Here is a 16,582-nt window from a genome sequence, read left to right as displayed (position 1 = left end):
CGTGGCGAGACCACGGCGCTTTCGCCCGCATCATTGCCGGCTTCAGTGGCCGTTCCTGCGCGGGCAGGGCGGTTGGGCTGCTGTGTGACGCCTCCGGCCCGGAAGCGCCGGCACGCCTCACGATTGTCATCCCGGCCGCAGCGAAGCGGAGAGCCGGGACCCCGGACCCACCGAGGCCTGCAATGAGTTTCCGCGCGGATGATGAAGAATCCTGGGTCTCCGCTTTCGCGGAGATGATACTCTGATGCGCGGTAGCCCTTCAATGTGACCGCCGCCTCCGCCGCCGCTCTTCCTCACCATCCCGTGTTGCCGCTGCCATGCCCGGACAACCGTGCCAGCAGAACGGCCACGTTCTTCACCTGAAACTTCTTCAGGAGCCTAGCGCGCACGTCCTCCACCGTGCGCGGCGACAGGCCAAGCACCCGCGCCATTTCCTTGCTCGTCTGGCCCTTTGACAACAGCAGCAGAACTTCGCGCTCGCGTTCCGTGAGTTTCGGGCCTTCGGTCGCATTGTCGATCAGGGCAAAGCTCAGCACCGTGCGTTCGAGCGGGGCTTCCGGTGTCAGGGTACGGGCGCGGAACCGGCACCAGACCCGGGTCCCGTCAGCCCGGCGCATCAACCGCTCGTCGGTGTAGGGCAGGGACTGTCGCAGGGGTTCCAGGCCGATGTCCCGGATCTGGTGAAACTCCTGGTCGGTTCCGTAGAGCAGTCGAAAGCTTCGGCCGATCAGCTGATCCTTGCGGTAGCCGAACATGGCGGCGAAGGTCTGGTTGCAGGCACGGATTGTCCTGTCTTCTGTCAGGGCAAGCCCCATCGGGGCGTTGTCGTAAGCAAGCTGGTCGAGATCGATCGTCATGGCTATTGGGGTCACCGTGAAACTACGGTATTGGCACCGTAGGATGAGGGTAGCATAGTTTCCTGATGGTTTTGCCGATGGAGATGGCGCCGATATGCCGCTTGCAGACAGACTGATCCGGGAAATCGATGCCAGGCGCGACGATCTGATCGCGCTGACACAGGATCTGCTGCGCATTCCGACCTTGAATCCGCCTGGCGAGAACTACCGAGACATCTGCGAGTATCTCGGCAAACGCCTGCAGACGTCCGGCTTCGACATCGAACTGGTTCGTGCCCATGGCACCCCGGGCGACAGCGAAAAATATCCCCGCTGGAACGTGGTGGCCCGCCGCGAAGGCGGACGAACAGGTGAATGCATCCATTTCAACAGTCATGTCGATGTCGTCGATGTCGGCCTTGGCTGGACGAAGGACCCCTTCGGCGGCGAACTGATCGACGGCAGGATCTACGGCCGGGGCGCCTGTGACATGAAGGGCGGTCTGGCGGCAAGCATCATAGCCGCGGAGGTGTTCCTGGCGGTGTCGCCCGAGTTCTGCGGGGCGATCGAGATCAGCGGCACGGCGGACGAGGAATCCGGCGGCTATGGCGGCGTCGCCTATCTTGCCGGCAAGGGCTATTTCAGTCCGGACCGCGTCCAGCATGTCATCATTCCCGAACCGCTCAACAAGGACCGGATCTGCCTTGGCCACCGGGGTGTCTGGTGGGCCGAGGTCGAGACCTATGGCGAGATCGCCCATGGCTCGATGCCGTTTCTGGGGGATTGCGCGGTCCGGCACATGGGGGCGGTCGTTGCGGAAATGGAAGACAGCCTGTTCCCCGCGCTTGCGCAAAAACGCACGGAAATGCCCGTGGTTCCCGAAGGCGCGCGCCAGTCGACCCTGAACATCAACTCCATTCACGGAGGTCAGTCCGAAGGCGATGCCGACTTCACCGGCCTGCCCAGCCCCTGCGTCCCCGACAGTTGCCGGATGGTGATCGATCGCAGGTTCCTGATGGAAGAGAACATCGACGAGGTCGAGGCGGAGGTTCTGGAAGTCCTGAAGACCGTCGAGGGCCGGCGCGACACATTCCGCTATGATGTGCGCGAGTTGCACCGGGTGCTGCCGAGCATGACCGACAGAAATGCCCCGGTTGTGACCACGGTCGCCCGGGCGATCGAAAAGACGATGGGACGGGAAGCACAATATGTCGTCAGTCCCGGCACCTATGATCAGAAGCACATCGACCGGATCGGCAAACTGAAAAATTGTATTGCCTATGGCCCGGGCATTCTGGACCTGGCGCACAAGCCGGATGAATATGTGGGTGTGGAAGATATGCTCGACTCGGCGAAGGTGATGGGCCACGCGCTGATCGATCTTCTGGCCGGGGACCACGATCGGCCGAAGGAAGAAGGGGGAAGTCATGCGTTTTCGTAACATCGGACTGGGCATCATCAGTGCCCTGGCGTTGACCGCGAGCCAGGGGCTCGCGCATGCCAGGGGCGACATCGTCGTCGCCATGCAACTGGAACCGCCGCATCTGGATCCCACCAGCGCGGCCGCGGGCGCCATCGACTCCGTTCTTTATGCCAACGTCTTCGAGGGCCTGACCCGGTTCGGACCGGACGGCTCGGTCAATCCGGGCCTGGCCGCAAGCTGGGACATTTCCGCCGACGGCAAGACCTATACGTTCACCCTGCAGGACGGCGTCAAGTTTCACGACGGCACCGACCTGACGTCCGAAGACGTCAAGTTCAGCCTGGACCGTGCCCGGTCCGACGACAGCCAGAATGCCCAGAAGGCGCTTTTTGCCGGCATCGAGGCGGTGGAAGCGGTCGATCCGCTGACGGTCAAGGTCACCCTCAAGGAGCCGAACGGCAATCTCCTGTTCAATCTGGCCTGGGGCGACGCGGTCATCGTGGCCCCGGAAACCATCGGCGGCATCAAGTCCGCTCCGGTCGGGACCGGGGCCTTCAAATTCGCCCACTGGGTCCAGGGTGACCGCATCGATCTGGAGAAAAATCCGGACTACTGGGGCACGGCCGCCAAACTCGACAAGGTCACCTTCAAGTTCATCTCCGATCCGACGGCCGCCTTCGCGGCAGTCATGGCCGAGGATGTGAATGCCTTTGTCGGGTTTCCGGCGCCCGAGAATCTGCCGCAATTCGAGGCCGATCCGCGCTTCCAGGTTCTGGTCGGCTCCACCGAGGGCGAGACCATCCTTGCCATCAACAACAAGCTGCCGCCGCTCGACAACGTCAAGGTCCGCGAAGCGATTGCCCATGCGATCGACCGTAAGGCGATCATCGACGGAGCCATGTTCGGCTACGGCACCCCGATCGGCACCCATTTCGCGCCACATCACCCGGATTACGTCGACCTGACGGAAAAGAGCCAGTACGATCCCGAGTTGTCCAAAAAGCTGCTGGCGGAAGCCGGCTATGCGGAGGGCTTCTCGACCACCTTGAAGCTGCCGCCACCGTCTTATGCGCGCCGGGGCGGGGAGATCATCGCCTCGCAATTGCGTGCCGTCGGCATCCAGACCGAGATCTCCAACCTGGAATGGGCGCAGTGGCTGGAACAGGTGTTCAAGGGCAAGGATTTCGGCCTGACCATCGTCAGCCATACCGAACCGATGGACATCGGCATCTATGCCCGTCCGGACTATTACTTCCAGTATGACAATCCCGATTTCCAGAAGCTGTTCGAGACCCTGAGCGCCGAAAACGATCCGGACAAGCGCTCCGCGCTGTTGAAGCAGGCGCAGGAAACGATTGCCGGAGACTACGTCAACGGCTTCCTGTTCCAGCTGGCGTTCCCGACGATTGCCGACGCCAGGATCAGGGGGCTGTGGATGAACCAGCCGACCCAGGCAACCGACCTGACGGCCGCCTACTGGGTGGACTGACCTGCCGACAGCCGGATGGCCTCGCGCGGGCGGGGCCATCCGGCAGAGTTTCTCTTTCCTTTCCCGGGTCCCGGACGGCGAATGACGCACACATGCTGCAGTATTTCCTGAAACGACTGCTGTCCCTGGCGCTGAGCCTGGTGGCCGCGTCCGTGGTCATTTTCCTGACCCTGGAAGTGGTGCCGGGCGACCCGGCGGCCTATATGCTCGGCCTGAATGCCCAGGAGGACACGCTGGCGGCCCTGCGCGAGGAACTGGGTCTGGGCGGCACCCTGGTGCAGCGGTATGTTTCCTGGTTCGGCGGACTTCTGGTCGGCGATTTCGGCACGTCCTACACCTACCGGACACCGGTCGCGGACATGATCGGCGACCGGCTCTGGGTGTCCCTGCCTCTGGCACTCTACGCGCTCGCTTTGAGTACCCTGATTGCCTTTCCGGCGGGCATTTTTGCGGCGTCCCGGCGCGGGTCGACGGCGGATGCCGCCGTCATGGGCGTCACCCAGCTCGGTGTTGCGATCCCCAATTTCTGGTTCGCCATGCTGATGGTGCTGGTTTTCGCCATCAACCTGCGCTGGTTTTCCGCCGGCGGATTTCCCGGCTGGAACGCCGGTTTCTTTCCGGCGATGAAAGCGCTGACCCTGCCTGCGATCGCCCTGGCCCTGCCGCAGGCGAGCATCCTGACCCGGGTGATGCGCTCCAGCCTGCTCGACACCCTCAACGAGGATTTCATCCGCACCGCCCGGGCCAAGGGGCTGTCACGGGGCCAGGCCCTGTGGCGGCATGCGGTGCGCAACGCGCTGATCCCGGTGCTGACGATCCTCGGGCTGCAGTTTTCATTCCTGCTGGCCGGTGCGATCATCATCGAGAACGTGTTTTTCCTGCCCGGTCTCGGCCGGCTGGTCTTCCAGTCGATCAGCGCGCGCGACCTGATCGTGGTCGAGAGTGTCGTGATGCTGCTGGTGTTCGCGGTGATCCTGGTCAATTTTGCGGTCGACATGGCCTATGCTTGGGTGGACCCGCGCCTCAGGGGGCGCAGGTAGATGGCCCCGTTCTTTCACAGCCGCACGCTCCTTCCGGGGGCCATCCTCACGCTGATTTTTTCCGGCGCCGCGCTGATCAGCCTGTTCTGGGTGCCCTATGACACGACGGTGCTGGACATTGCCAACCGCCTGAAACCGCCGAGCTGGATGCATCCTTTCGGCACCGACCAGTTCGGCCGGGACATCCTCAGCATGATCATGGTCGGCGCGCGTACCTCGATTGCCGTGGCCCTTGTGGCCGTCGGCATCGGCATGCTCGCCGGCGTGCCGCTGGGTCTTGCCGCAGCCGCCGGCAAGGGCGGACTGCCGGACGAGGTCATCATGCGCGGCAACGATCTGGTCTTCGCCTTTCCCAGCCTCCTGATCGCGGTCATGATCACCGCCGTCTTCGGCGCCTCCGCGCTCAACGCCATCATCGCCATCGGCATCTTCAACATTCCGGTGTTCGCGCGCCTGACGCGCGGGGCGGCGCTGTCGCTTTGGAACCGGGAGTACATTCTGGCGGCAAAGGTCGCCGGCAAGGGAAGGGCACGGATCTCGCTGGAACACATCCTGCCCAACGTCGCCAACCTGCTGATCGTCCAGGGCACGATCCAGTTCTCGCTCGGCATCCTGGCCGAAGCGGGCCTGAGCTATGTCGGGCTCGGCGCGCAGCCGCCGCTCGCCAGTTGGGGCCGCATGCTGGCCGACAGCCAGACGATGATATCGCTCGCGCCGCATCTGGCCCTGTTTCCCGGATTGGCGATCCTGTTGACGGTGCTCGGCCTGAACCTGCTGGGCGACGGTCTGCGCGACCTGCTCGATCCGAAACTGAGGAGGGCGCGCGTGTGAGCCTTCTCAAGATCGACAACCTGTCGCTTGCCATTCACGGACAGCCGATCCTTGATAACGTCTCCATGGAGGTGGCGCCGGGCCGCATTCTGGGGGTCATCGGGGAAAGCGGCTCCGGCAAGTCGATGACCGCCTTCTCCGTGCTGCAACTGCTGCCGGACGGTGCGGCCTGTTCCGGACGCATCACGCTGTCCGGCAAGGATATCCTGTCGCTGTCAGAAGCAGGACTGTGTGGCTTGCGCGGGCGGGATGTCGGCATGGTCTTTCAGGAACCGATGACCGCGCTCAACCCGCTGAAAACCATTGGCGATCAGGTCGCGGAAACCATCCTGGTCCACGAGCGGGTGTCCAGATCGGCGGCGATGGACCGTGCCGCGCAGGCGCTGCGCCGGGCGGAGCTGCCACAGGACAGGTTTCCACTCTCCCGCTACCCGCATGAACTCTCCGGCGGCCAGCGTCAGCGGGTCGTGATCGCCATGGCGATCGCGCTCCGGCCGAAGCTGCTGATCGCCGACGAGCCGACCACCGCACTCAACGTCACCACCCAGGCCCAGATCCTCGATCTCCTCAAGCGACTGGTCACCGAGGATGGCATGGGCCTGATGCTGATCAGCCACGATCTGGCCGTCGTCGCCGATCTCGCCGACGATCTGGTGATCATGAAGGAAGGCCAGGTGGTCGAGAGCGGGTCTGCCGCCGACCTATTCAGGTCCCTGAGCCATCCCTATTCCCGCGCGTTGCTGGAAGCGTCCGGCCATGTGCCGGAGCGAACCGGCACGCCCGTGCAGACACCCCTTCTTGAGATGCGCGATGTGGTGCGGGACTACACCGGTCATTCCCATGGCTGGTGGGGCCGGAGCACGCGGTTTCGCGCCGTCGATGGGGTCAGCTTCGAAATACGCAAGGGCGAGAGCCTCGGGCTGGTCGGCGAGAGCGGCTGCGGCAAGTCCACGCTGACCCGCGCCATTCTCGGTCTGGAGGAGGTGCAGGGCGGCGAGATCCTGTTCGACGGCGCACCTGTCTTCACCCATCATCACGCCAATGTCGCGGTGCGCCGGCGCATGCAGGTGGTGTTCCAGGATCCCTATGGCAGCTTCAATCCGCGCTGGAAGGTCGACCGGCTGATTACCGAGCCGTTTCATCTTCTGGAAACCCCGCCAAAAGGGCGGGACAGGTCGGATGCGGTGTCCGAGGCGCTGGAAAGCGTCGGTCTGAGCGCTGCGGACGGTGGCAAGTACATTCACGAGTTTTCCGGCGGCCAGCGCCAGCGGATCGCCCTTGCGCGCGCGCTGATCATCCGGCCCGATCTGATCATCCTCGACGAGGCGGTGTCGGCGCTGGACGTCTCGGTCAGGGCGCAGGTGCTCGACCTGCTGGCGGATCTGGGCGGCAGGCTCGGCCTGACATATCTGTTCATTTCTCACGATCTCGGCGTGGTGCGCTCGATCACCGACCGTGTGCTGGTGATGAAATCCGGCAAGATCGTCGAGGAAGGCCCGACCGGTGCTGTCCTCGATCAGCCCCGGCATCCCTACACACAACAGCTTGTCGCCGCCGCGCCGGTTCTCCCGGCGCAGGCGACTTGAAGGAGAAATGATGACCCGGGAGCTGGACCTTTGGTTCGATCCGGCGAAATGCCTGATCAACGGACAATGGCTTTCTCCGTCCGGCGGACAGGAGTTGCCCCTGAGCGACCCGTCGACGGGGGCGTGTATCGGCGCCATCGCGCGCGGCGGGGCGGCGGATATCGACGCGGCTGTTGCCGCAGCGGAGGCGGCGCTCGCCGGAGACTGGGGCCGGGCGAATGCCGTGGAGCGCGGCCGGGTTCTCTTCCGCCTGCAGCAGCTTGTTCTGGAAAAGGTCGATCACCTGGCCCGGATCGAGGCGATCGATGTGGGCAAGCCGCTGAAACAGGCCCGGGCCGACGCGGTGGCGCTGGCGCGCTACCTGGAATTCTACGGCGGGGCCGCCGACAAGCTGCACGGGCAGACGATCCCGTATCTGGACGGCTACACGGTCTACACCCTGCGCGAACCTCATGGGGTCACCGGGCACATCGTGCCTTGGAACTATCCCATGCAGATCATCGGCCGCTCGGTCGGCGCGGCGCTGGCAACCGGCAATGCCTGTGTCCTGAAACCGGCGGAAGACGCCTGCCTGACCGCGCTCGCCTTTGCCGATCTCGCCCGTCAGGCAGGTCTGCCGGACGGCGCGCTCAACGTGGTGCCGGGTCTCGGCTCGGAAGCCGGCGCGGCACTGACCGCGCATCCGCGCGTTCATCACATCAGCTTCACCGGATCGGTCGCCACCGGGGTGCATGTGCAAACGGCGGCGGCGCAAAACGTCGTGCCTGTGACCCTGGAACTCGGCGGCAAGTCGCCCCAGCTCGTGTTTGAGGACGCGGATCTTGAGGCCGCCCTGCCGTTTCTTGTCAACGCGGGAATCCAGAATGCCGGCCAGACCTGTTCGGCGTCCTCGCGCATTCTGGTGCACCGGTCGCGGCTGGACGAGGTCACCGGTCTGATGGCCGCGCGCTATCGAGCTCTCAAGGTGGGACCGGCGCTCGCCGATCTGGATGTCGGACCTTTGATCTCGGCAAGGCAGAAAAGCATTGTCTCCGGGTTCCTGGACCGGGGCGCGGACCTTGAAAAGGCCGCCGAAGGGGGGCTCCGGGATGCGCCTGAAGGCGGCAATTATGTGCAGCCGACGCTGTTTGCCGGCGTCACGCCGGATCATGTACTGGCGCGGGACGAAATCTTCGGTCCGGTACAGGTGATCATTCCCTTCGACGACGAGGATGAGGCCATAGGGATAGCGAACGGCACCGACTACGGACTGGTCGCCAGCATCTGGACCCGCGACGGGGCTCGTCAGATGCGGGCCGCAAAAAAGATCCGCAGCGGCCAGGTCTTCATCAACAACTACGGCGCCGGAGGCGGCGTCGAGCTGCCCTTCGGCGGCACGGGCAGGTCCGGCCACGGCCGGGAGAAAGGCTTCGAGGCGCTCTACGGTTTCACCACGCTGAAGACCGTGGCCGCCTACCACGGATGACAAACGTATTTCTCTTCGGCGCAGTGGGGCCGCAGCGATAAGCAGCTTGGAGAACTTAGGAGACAATCGAAGCAACCAGTGCCTGCCTTCCCGGACGCAGCTTAGCGAAGATCCGGGATCCAGTACCCTTGGCGCCGGTTTAGGTTCCGGAACTCATGGGGTACTGGGCTCCTGCCTCCGCAGGGGCGGTCAGGGAGAGAGGGCCCCGAAAACTCAAGCCTTTTCCAATGTAAATTCAAACCGGACAGCCGTGTGGCATGCCCTGCAATGACGTCAGTTGATTGGCGCGTGAACACCCGGTGCCCGGCGACATGTGAATTCGAACCGATGTGGAAAACTCGCTACTGGTTCGAGACAGACAGGAGACACACATGAGACTTGAGGGAAAAAAAGCCATTGTCACCGGTGGCGCGTCCGGTTTCGGGGCGGGGATCGTGCGCAAGTTCGCGGCTGAAGGCGCGAAGGTGATGATCGCGGATCTGAACATGACACTGGCCGAAGAGATCGCGGCGGAAGTGGACGGACTGGCGCTCAAGACCGATGTCTCCAGCAATGACAGTGTCAGCCATCTGGCCGATGTCGCATCGACACTGCTCGGCCCCGTCGACATTCTGGTCAACAACGCCGGTATCACCCATCTGCCAAAGCTCATGCAGGACGTGAGCGAAGAGGAATTCGACCGGGTCATGGCGGTCAATTGCAAGTCGGTCTATCTGACCGCCCGGCATTTCGCTCCGGCCATGATCGAGGCGGGCAGGGGGGCAATCCTCAACATCGCCTCAACCGCCGGCCTCAGTCCGCGTCCGAAACTCAACTGGTACAATGCCTCCAAGGGCTGGATGGTGACCGCGACGAAAACCATGGCTGTCGAACTGGCGCCGTCCGGCGTGCGCGTCAATGCCCTGTGTCCGGTCGCCGGCGAGACGCCGCTCCTGAAAAGCTTCATGGGCGAGGACACGCCGGAAATGCGCGCCAAGTTCCTGTCGACGATTCCGATCGGCCGGTTCTCGACCCCGGAAGACATGGGCAACGCCGCCTGTTTCCTGTGTTCGGACGAAGCGGGCATGATCACGGGAGTGGCGATGGAGGTCGATGGCGGGCGTTGTATCTGACCGCGTTGTGACAAGTCCCAAAGACCCCCACTCCTAACCCCAGCCCACAAGGAGGAGGCGGAATCGGCCGCAACTGCTGACAGTCCTTTCGTCGACTGGTCTTTCCCTGAGGTCGAGGCCTTCCGGTTGGTGCTGCGTAGGTCCCCTCTCCCTTGTGGGGAGGGGCTAGAGCGGTTCATGTTTATTCAGAATCGTAAGGGATTCCCATTTTCTTTGATTTGTGATTCAAGATTGATGCTGGATTTGGAGGCCAGGATCACATGACAGCACCTCTTTCCAATGATCTTCGCAAGCGGGTAGTCGCGGCGGTTCTTTGTGGCGAAAGCTGCCGATCTGTTGCCACGCGTTTTGGCGTTTCGGTGTCTTCCGTTGTGAAGTGGTCTCAGCGCTATCGCGAGACGGGCTCGGTGGCACCGAAACAGATTGGTGGTTATCGGAAGCCGGTTCTGGAGCCGTATCGTGACTTCATCATCGAACGGATCAATCAAACACCGCATCTTACTCTTCATGGTCTGAAAGAAGAGCTGTCCGCACGCGGGGTTAAGGTCTCGCACAATGCGGTCTGGCAGTTCTTGCGGCGCGAGGGCCTCCGGTTCAAAAAAAACACTGTTTGCTCTTGAGCAAGCTCGCAATGACGTCGCGCGAAGGCGGCGGCGTTGGAGATCCTTTCAGGGGCGTCTTGACCCGGAACGTTTGGTTTTCATCGACGAAACCTGGATCAAGACCAACATGGCTCCCCTGCGTGGTTGGGGGGCAAAGGGCAAACGCCTTCGTGGCTTTGCGCCGCACGGTCACTGGCGCACACTGACCTTTCTCGGCGCGCTGCGCTGGCATGGCCTGACCGCACCGTGTGTCTTTGATGGTCCGATCAATGGACAATGCTTCCGCGCCTATGTCGAACAGATCCTCGTCCCGACGCTCAAAACAGGCGACATCGTAATCCTGGACAATCTGGGAAGTCATAAGTCAGCCAGCGTGCGTCAGTTGATCAAGGCCGCCGGAGCCAGGATCTGGTTCCTGCCACCCTACTCACCGGATCTCAATCCAATCGAACAAGCATTTGCCAAAATTAAGCATTGGATGCGAACTGCTCAGAAACGTTCAATAGAAGACACTTGGCGACACGTCGGCGCCCTCGTCGCAGATATTCAGCCAGGCGAGTGTGCAAACTATATCACAAACGCCGGATATGATTCCGTCTAAACATGAAACGCTCTAGGGGCGGGGGTGCTTTCGACTGTTCGCTGCATTCGACAAAATTATTTCAAGCTTGAAGTTTCAGACTTGAAATAAATTCTCCTCTGTGGTTCGCTGATCCTGTCACAACACGGAGGGTCACATGCGCATAGCTTGTCTTGGTGGAGGACCTGCCGGTCTCTATTTCGCCATTTCGATGAAACTGCGTGATCCGTCCCACGAGATCGACGTGATCGAGCGCAACCGGGCCGATGATACATTCGGCTGGGGTGTGGTGCTCTCCGACGAGACCCTGCAGAACCTCGCCGCCAACGATCCGGTCAGCGCGAAGGCCATCGGCGAGAATTTCGCCTACTGGGACGACATCGCCCTGCATCTGCGCGGTGAGCGGCTGGTCTCCACCGGCCACGGCTTCTGCGGCATCGGTCGCATGAAGCTGCTGCTTCTGCTGCAGGACCGGGCCCGCGAACTCGGCATCAATCTGAAATTCGAGACCAATGCCGACAGCGCCGAGGACTATTGCAACAACTACGATCTGGTGGTTGCCAGCGACGGCCTGAATTCCAGGACACGGACGCTCTACCAGGACACGTTCAAGCCCGATATCGAAGAGCGGCTGTGTCAGTTCGTCTGGCTCGGCACGCACCAGAAATTCGCCGACGCCTTCACGTTCATCTTCGAGGAAACCGAGCACGGCTGGGTCTGGGCGCATGCCTACCAGTTCGATGACGACACGGCGACCTTCATCGTCGAGTGCGCCCAGGACACCTATGACGCCTTCGGCTTCGGCGAGATGAGCCAGCAGGACAGCATCCGGGTGTGCGAGGAGATCTTCAAGGACCATCTCGGCGGCCATCCCCTGATGACCAACGCCAACCACATCCGTGGTTCCGCCTGGATCCGTTTCCCGCGGGTTCTGTGCGAGAAGTGGAGCCACGAGAACGTGGTGCTGCTGGGTGATGCCGCGGCAACGGCGCATTTTTCCATCGGTTCAGGCACGAAACTTGCCGTGGAATCCGCGATCGCCCTGGCGGACTGTCTGCACAACGAACGGGACATGGCCTCGGCTTTCGCCCGCTATGAACAGGACCGCCGCCTGGAAGTGCTGCGCCTGCAATCGGCCGCGCGCAACTCGCTGGAGTGGTTCGAGCATGTCGAACGCTATCTGCATCTCGACCCGGTGCAGTTCAATTATTCCATGCTGACCCGGTCCCAGCGGATCAGCCACGAAAACCTGCGCCTGCGTGACCCGCAATGGCTGCAATCGGCAGAGCGCTGGTTCATGAACCAGGCGGGTGTCTCTCCCGAGGCACCGGTGCGCACGCCCATGTTCACGCCGTTCAGCCTGCGCGCAATGGAACTGAAGAACCGCATCGTCGTCTCGCCGATGGCGCAGTACAAGGCGGTCGACGGTGCGCCCACCGACTGGCATCTGGTGCATTATGGCGAGCGCGCGAAAGGCGGTGCGGGCCTTGTCTTCGTCGAGATGACCTGCGTCAGCGCGGAAGGGCGGATCACACCCGGCTGCCCGGGCCTCTATGCACCCGAACACGAGGCTGCCTGGAAGCGCCTGACCGATTTTGTCCATGCCGAGACCGATGCGAAAATCTGTTGCCAGATCGGTCATTCCGGCCGCAAGGGCTCGACCCGGATCGGCTGGGAAGGCATGGATCAGCCGTTGACGGACGGCAACTGGGAGCTGGTCTCGGCCTCCGCCATTCCCTGGTCGGACGGCAATGCCGTGCCGCGCGAAATCACACAGGCCGAAATGGACGACATCAAGGGCCAGTTCGTGGCCGCGGCTGAAATGGCCGAGCGCGCCGGTTTCGACATGATCGAACTTCATGCCGCCCACGGCTACCTGCTGTCCTCCTTCATATCTCCGGTTTCCAACGTGCGCACAGATGCTTACGGTGGATCTCTGGAAAACCGCATGCGCTGGCCGCTGGAAGTCTTCGGGGCGATGCGCGCTGTCTGGCCGGAGGAAAAGCCGATGTCCGTGCGCATTTCCGCGAACGACTGGGTCGGCGATGAAGGCGTGACGCCGGACGAGGCGGTCGAGATTGCACGCATGTTCCGGGACGCCGGTGTCGACCTGGTCGATGTGTCCGCCGGTCAGACCACGCCCACAGCGAAGCCGGTCTACGGGCGCATGTTCCAGACGCCATTTTCCGACCGGATCCGCAATGAGGGCGGACTGCCGACCATGGCGGTCGGCAACATCTTCGAGGCCGATCACGCCAACTCGATCCTGATGGCCGGACGGGCGGATCTGGTTGCCGTCGGCCGGCCCCATCTGGCGGATCCCTACTGGACCTTCCATGAAGGCGCCAGGATCGGCGACCGCGATGCGTCCGACTGGCCCAAGCCTTATCAGCCCGGTCGCGATCAGCTCTGGCGTCTTGCCGACCGCGAAGCGGAGATGGAAAAGGTATGAGCGTGAAGGACCGTCATATCGTCGTCACCGGCGGTGGCAGCGGCGTCGGCGCCGCCTGCGCGCAGCTCTTTGCCGAAAAAGGTGCGAAGGTCACGATCTTCGGGCGCACTGCAACAAAGCTGGCCGAACAGAAGCTGTCCTGTCAGGTCTGCAACGTCACCGATGCGGATGCCGTCCGCGCGGCCATGACCGCCGCCCGCCAGGAGCATGGTCCCGTCGACGTGGTCGTCGCCAATGCGGGCGCGGCCACCAGCAAGCCGTTTGCGAAGACCTCCCCGGAAGACTTTGAGGCCATGCTCGCGGTCAATTTCTTCGGCACCTCGAATGTCTGGCAGGCAGCCCTTGACGACATGAAGGACCGCGGCTGGGGACGCATGATCGCGATCGCCTCGACCGCAGGGCTCAGAGGCTATCCCTATGTCAGCGGCTATTGCGCGGCCAAACATGCGGTCGTCGGCCTGACCCGATCGCTGGCGCGCGAGCTGGCCAGGACCGGCATCACGGTCAATGCGATCTGCCCCGGCTTCGTCGACACGCCGATGCTGGAAAAATCCATCGATCTGATCGTCGACAAGACCGGCATGACCCGCGAGGCGGCCGCCGATACACTCAAGGCCGACAATCCGCAGGGACGGTTCATCCAGGTCTCGGAAGTGGCCGAAGCCGCGCTTTACCTGTGTTCGCAGGGTGCAAGATCCGTCAACGGACAGGCCTTGACCCTGGCGGGAGGAGAACTGTGATGCCGGATCCCGGCCCTGCAAACGAACATTTGTCCAAGGCGCGTCTCCGCCTCTGGCTGAAGCTTTTGAAATCCGTCAACGGCATCGAGGCGGAAATCCGCCGGAACCTGCGCGAGCAGCATGGCACCACGTTGCCGCGCTTCAACGTCATGTCCGCGCTGGCCAGGTTTCCCGACGGGCTGAAAATGTCGGACCTGTCCACGTATCTGAAGGTCTCCAACGGCAATGTCACCGGCATTGTCGACAAGTTGACCGAAGAAGGGCTTGCCGTGCGGGTGGCCGTGCCCGGCGACCGGCGGGCCCAGCAGGCCCGGCTCACACAAAAGGGCAGGGACACGTTCGCGGACCTTGCCAGCCATCATGAAAACTGGATCAACGACCTTCTGGACGGCTGGCTGCCTGAGGACATCGACGCGCTGTCGGCGCGGCTCGACACGGTCCTGAACCGTCAAAACCAGGAGGAGGCAGTCAATGGGTGAGAATGTGACGCATTTCAGGTGCGACATCGACGGCGGAATCGCACGCATTTCGCTCGACCGGCCGGAACGCAAGAACCCGCTGACCTTCGAAAGCTACGCGGAACTGCGCGACTGGTTCCGGGACCTGCATTATGCCGAAGACGTTCATGCGGTGGTGATCCTGCCCAATGGCGGCAACTTCAGTTCCGGCGGCGACGTGCATGACATCATCGGCCCGCTGACGAAAATGAACATGAAGGAGCTTCTGGCCTTCACCCGCATGACCGGCGATCTGGTAAAAGCCATGCTGAATTGCGGCAAGCCGGTGATCGCCGCCGTCGACGGCATCTGCGCCGGGGCCGGGGCGATCATGGCCATGGCCGCCGATCTGCGCATCGCCACCCCCGAGGCGAAGGTCGCCTTCCTGTTCAACCGGGTCGGCCTTGCCGGCTGTGACATGGGCGCCTGCGCGATCCTGCCGCGCATCATCGGCCAGGGCCGGGCCGCGGAACTTCTTTATCTCGGCCGCTCGATGAAGGCGGAGGAGGGCCACGCCTGGGGCTTCTTCAACTCCGTCGTACCGGCAGCCGAGCTCGAAAGCGCCGCGCTGGAGATGGCCGGGCGCATTGCAGCCGGCCCGACCTTCGCCAATTCCATGACCAAGACCATGCTGGCCCAGGAATGGTCCATGACCCTGGAACAGGCCATCGAGGCCGAAGCCCAGGCCCAGGCGATCTGCATGCAGGGCAATGACTTCCGCCGCGCCTATGAGGCGTTCGTGAAAAAGGAAAAGCCGGTGTTCAAGGGGGACTGATGTCGGATAAATCCTTCTTGCATTGGCCGTTTTTCGACGACACGCACCGTGCGCTGTCCGAGGATCTGGAAAACTGGGCAGACGCAAATCTGGTGCCTGCCGATCACAGCGATACGGACATGGCCTGCCGGGATCTGGTCGCACGGCTGGGCAAGGCCGGATTTCTGCAGCACTCGGGGGCCGGGGACGGGGTTCTCGATGTCCGCAGCCTGTGTCTGATCCGCGAAACGCTCGCGCGTCACGACGGCCTCGCGGATTTCGCCTTCGCCATGCAGGGTCTTGGCACCGGTGCGATCTCGCTGTTCGGCACCGACGCCCAGAAGGCCGACTGGTTGCCGAAGACACGGTCCGGAAAGGCCATCTCGGCCTTTGCGCTCACGGAGCCGAAATCGGGCTCCGATGTCGCCAACTCCACCATGACCGCCACGGATGACGGCGATGCCTATGTGCTGGATGGCGAGAAGACCTGGATATCGAACGGCGGCATTGCCAACGTCTACACCCTGTTCGCACGGACCGGCGAGGGGCCGGGCGCGAAGGGCCTGTCGGCCTTCATCGTGACGCCTGATCTGCCGGGGTTCGAAGTCGCCGAACGCCTGGAAACGATCGCTCCCCATCCGCTCGCGTCCCTGCGGTTCACGGGCTGCCGGGTCCCGAAGGCCAATCTCCTCGGCGCGCCGGGGGCGGGGTTCCGGATCGCCATGTCGGTGCTCGACATCTTCCGCTCGACGGTTGCCGCTGCCGCGCTCGGCTTTGCCAGGCGGGCACTGGATGAATCCCTCTCTCGTGTGATCACGCGGGAAATCGGGGGGGCGCCGCTGTTCGACCTGCAACTGGTGCAGGGCCACATCGCGGATATGGCCCTCGACATCGATGCGGCCGCCCTGCTGGTCTACCGGGCCGCCTGGACCAAGGACAGCGGAGCGCCGCGCGTCACCCGCGAAGCGGCCATGGCCAAACTGTTCGCCACCGATCAGGCGCAGGCGGTCATCGACAAGGCCGTGCAGCTTCATGGCGGTGACGGCGTACGTTCCGGTTCGGCGGTCGAAAAACTCTACCGGGAGATCCGCGCCCTGCGCATCTACGAGGGGGCTTCGAACGTCCAGAAAATCATCATCGCGCGCCAGACGCTTGGCGCCTTCCAGGGAGACTGA

At 63.0% G+C, this 16,582-nt stretch carries 14 protein-coding genes; 13 read left to right on the top strand and 1 reads right to left on the bottom strand.

The features are described 5' to 3' along the window. Positions 1 to 293 precede the first annotated feature (293 nt). Entirely contained in the window at positions 294 to 857 is a 564-nt protein-coding gene (locus AC0VX3_RS19135; protein WP_475521843.1) for a helix-turn-helix transcriptional regulator, read from the bottom strand. Between the two features lie 94 nt (positions 858 to 951). On the opposite strand from AC0VX3_RS19135, the gene AC0VX3_RS19130 reads away from it, so the two are divergent. From AC0VX3_RS19130 to AC0VX3_RS19070, 13 genes are all read left to right on the top strand, one after another. Next, positions 952 to 2,277 (top strand): acetylornithine deacetylase/succinyl-diaminopimelate desuccinylase family protein, encoded by a 1,326-nt coding sequence (locus tag AC0VX3_RS19130; protein ID WP_475521842.1) that lies wholly within the window; start codon positions 952 to 954, stop codon positions 2,275 to 2,277. Continuing rightward, a complete protein-coding gene (locus AC0VX3_RS19125) occupies positions 2,264 to 3,748 on the top strand; it encodes an ABC transporter substrate-binding protein (protein ID WP_475521841.1) in 1,485 nt (494 codons plus the stop codon). Before AC0VX3_RS19130 ends, AC0VX3_RS19125 begins: the two co-directional genes overlap by 14 nt. Positions 3,749 to 3,840: 92 nt before the next feature. Beyond that, entirely contained in the window at positions 3,841 to 4,788 is a 948-nt protein-coding gene (locus AC0VX3_RS19120; protein ID WP_475521840.1) for an ABC transporter permease, read from the top strand. Further along, the gene (locus AC0VX3_RS19115; protein WP_475521839.1) at positions 4,789 to 5,619 is read left to right on the top strand and encodes an ABC transporter permease; all 831 of its coding nucleotides are present in this window, start codon (positions 4,789 to 4,791) and stop codon (positions 5,617 to 5,619) included. Further along, on the top strand, positions 5,616 to 7,205 hold the full coding sequence (locus tag AC0VX3_RS19110) for an ABC transporter ATP-binding protein (protein ID WP_475521838.1): 1,590 nt from the start codon (positions 5,616 to 5,618) through the stop codon (positions 7,203 to 7,205). Before AC0VX3_RS19115 ends, AC0VX3_RS19110 begins: the two co-directional genes overlap by 4 nt. Before the next feature lie 10 nt (positions 7,206 to 7,215). Continuing rightward, positions 7,216 to 8,670 carry an aldehyde dehydrogenase family protein gene (locus tag AC0VX3_RS19105; RefSeq protein WP_475521837.1) on the top strand — a complete coding sequence of 485 codons (1,455 nt, stop codon included), beginning with the start codon at positions 7,216 to 7,218 and terminating at the stop codon, positions 8,668 to 8,670. 371 nt (positions 8,671 to 9,041) lie between these two features. Next, positions 9,042 to 9,782, top strand: coding sequence for an SDR family oxidoreductase (locus AC0VX3_RS19100; RefSeq protein WP_475521836.1), 741 nt, complete (start codon positions 9,042 to 9,044; stop codon positions 9,780 to 9,782). Between the two features lie 260 nt (positions 9,783 to 10,042). After that, a protein-coding gene (locus tag AC0VX3_RS19095) for an IS630 family transposase (RefSeq protein ID WP_475521835.1) occupies positions 10,043 to 10,985 on the top strand; the annotation gives its coding sequence in 2 pieces (ribosomal slippage) (positions 10,043 to 10,378 and positions 10,380 to 10,985; 942 coding nt in all). A gap of 136 nt (positions 10,986 to 11,121) precedes the next feature. Beyond that, positions 11,122 to 13,416, top strand: coding sequence for a bifunctional salicylyl-CoA 5-hydroxylase/oxidoreductase (locus tag AC0VX3_RS19090; RefSeq protein WP_475521834.1), 2,295 nt, complete (start codon positions 11,122 to 11,124; stop codon positions 13,414 to 13,416). Next, positions 13,413 to 14,156: an SDR family NAD(P)-dependent oxidoreductase gene (locus AC0VX3_RS19085; RefSeq protein ID WP_475521833.1), complete on the top strand. Its 744-nt coding sequence runs from the start codon at positions 13,413 to 13,415 to the stop codon at positions 14,154 to 14,156. Before AC0VX3_RS19090 ends, AC0VX3_RS19085 begins: the two co-directional genes overlap by 4 nt. Continuing rightward, complete coding sequence (locus tag AC0VX3_RS19080) at positions 14,156 to 14,635, top strand: MarR family winged helix-turn-helix transcriptional regulator (RefSeq protein ID WP_475521832.1); 480 nt, start codon at positions 14,156 to 14,158, stop codon at positions 14,633 to 14,635. Before AC0VX3_RS19085 ends, AC0VX3_RS19080 begins: the two co-directional genes overlap by 1 nt. Beyond that, complete coding sequence (locus AC0VX3_RS19075; protein WP_475521831.1) at positions 14,628 to 15,428, top strand: enoyl-CoA hydratase family protein; 801 nt, start codon at positions 14,628 to 14,630, stop codon at positions 15,426 to 15,428. Before AC0VX3_RS19080 ends, AC0VX3_RS19075 begins: the two co-directional genes overlap by 8 nt. Beyond that, the gene (locus tag AC0VX3_RS19070; protein ID WP_475521830.1) at positions 15,428 to 16,582 is read left to right on the top strand and encodes an acyl-CoA dehydrogenase family protein; all 1,155 of its coding nucleotides are present in this window, start codon (positions 15,428 to 15,430) and stop codon (positions 16,580 to 16,582) included. Before AC0VX3_RS19075 ends, AC0VX3_RS19070 begins: the two co-directional genes overlap by 1 nt.

This window comes from Roseibium sp. QJM3NY_11 (genome assembly GCF_056173175.1).
Note: the sequence above shows the minus strand (reverse complement) of the source record. Positions and strands in the feature narration are given on the sequence as shown.

Coding starts and splice junctions, on each gene's coding strand:
- AC0VX3_RS19135 (WP_475521843.1), bottom strand. CDS start 857: ATGACGATCGATCTCGACCAGCTTGCTTACGACAACGCCCCGATGGGG.
- AC0VX3_RS19130 (WP_475521842.1), top strand. CDS start 952: ATGCCGCTTGCAGACAGACTGATCCGGGAAATCGATGCCAGGCGCGAC.
- AC0VX3_RS19125 (WP_475521841.1), top strand. CDS start 2,264: ATGCGTTTTCGTAACATCGGACTGGGCATCATCAGTGCCCTGGCGTTG.
- AC0VX3_RS19120 (WP_475521840.1), top strand. CDS start 3,841: ATGCTGCAGTATTTCCTGAAACGACTGCTGTCCCTGGCGCTGAGCCTG.
- AC0VX3_RS19115 (WP_475521839.1), top strand. CDS start 4,789: ATGGCCCCGTTCTTTCACAGCCGCACGCTCCTTCCGGGGGCCATCCTC.
- AC0VX3_RS19105 (WP_475521837.1), top strand. CDS start 7,216: ATGACCCGGGAGCTGGACCTTTGGTTCGATCCGGCGAAATGCCTGATC.
- AC0VX3_RS19100 (WP_475521836.1), top strand. CDS start 9,042: ATGAGACTTGAGGGAAAAAAAGCCATTGTCACCGGTGGCGCGTCCGGT.
- AC0VX3_RS19090 (WP_475521834.1), top strand. CDS start 11,122: ATGCGCATAGCTTGTCTTGGTGGAGGACCTGCCGGTCTCTATTTCGCC.
- AC0VX3_RS19085 (WP_475521833.1), top strand. CDS start 13,413: ATGAGCGTGAAGGACCGTCATATCGTCGTCACCGGCGGTGGCAGCGGC.
- AC0VX3_RS19080 (WP_475521832.1), top strand. CDS start 14,156: ATGCCGGATCCCGGCCCTGCAAACGAACATTTGTCCAAGGCGCGTCTC.
- AC0VX3_RS19075 (WP_475521831.1), top strand. CDS start 14,628: ATGGGTGAGAATGTGACGCATTTCAGGTGCGACATCGACGGCGGAATC.
- AC0VX3_RS19070 (WP_475521830.1), top strand. CDS start 15,428: ATGTCGGATAAATCCTTCTTGCATTGGCCGTTTTTCGACGACACGCAC.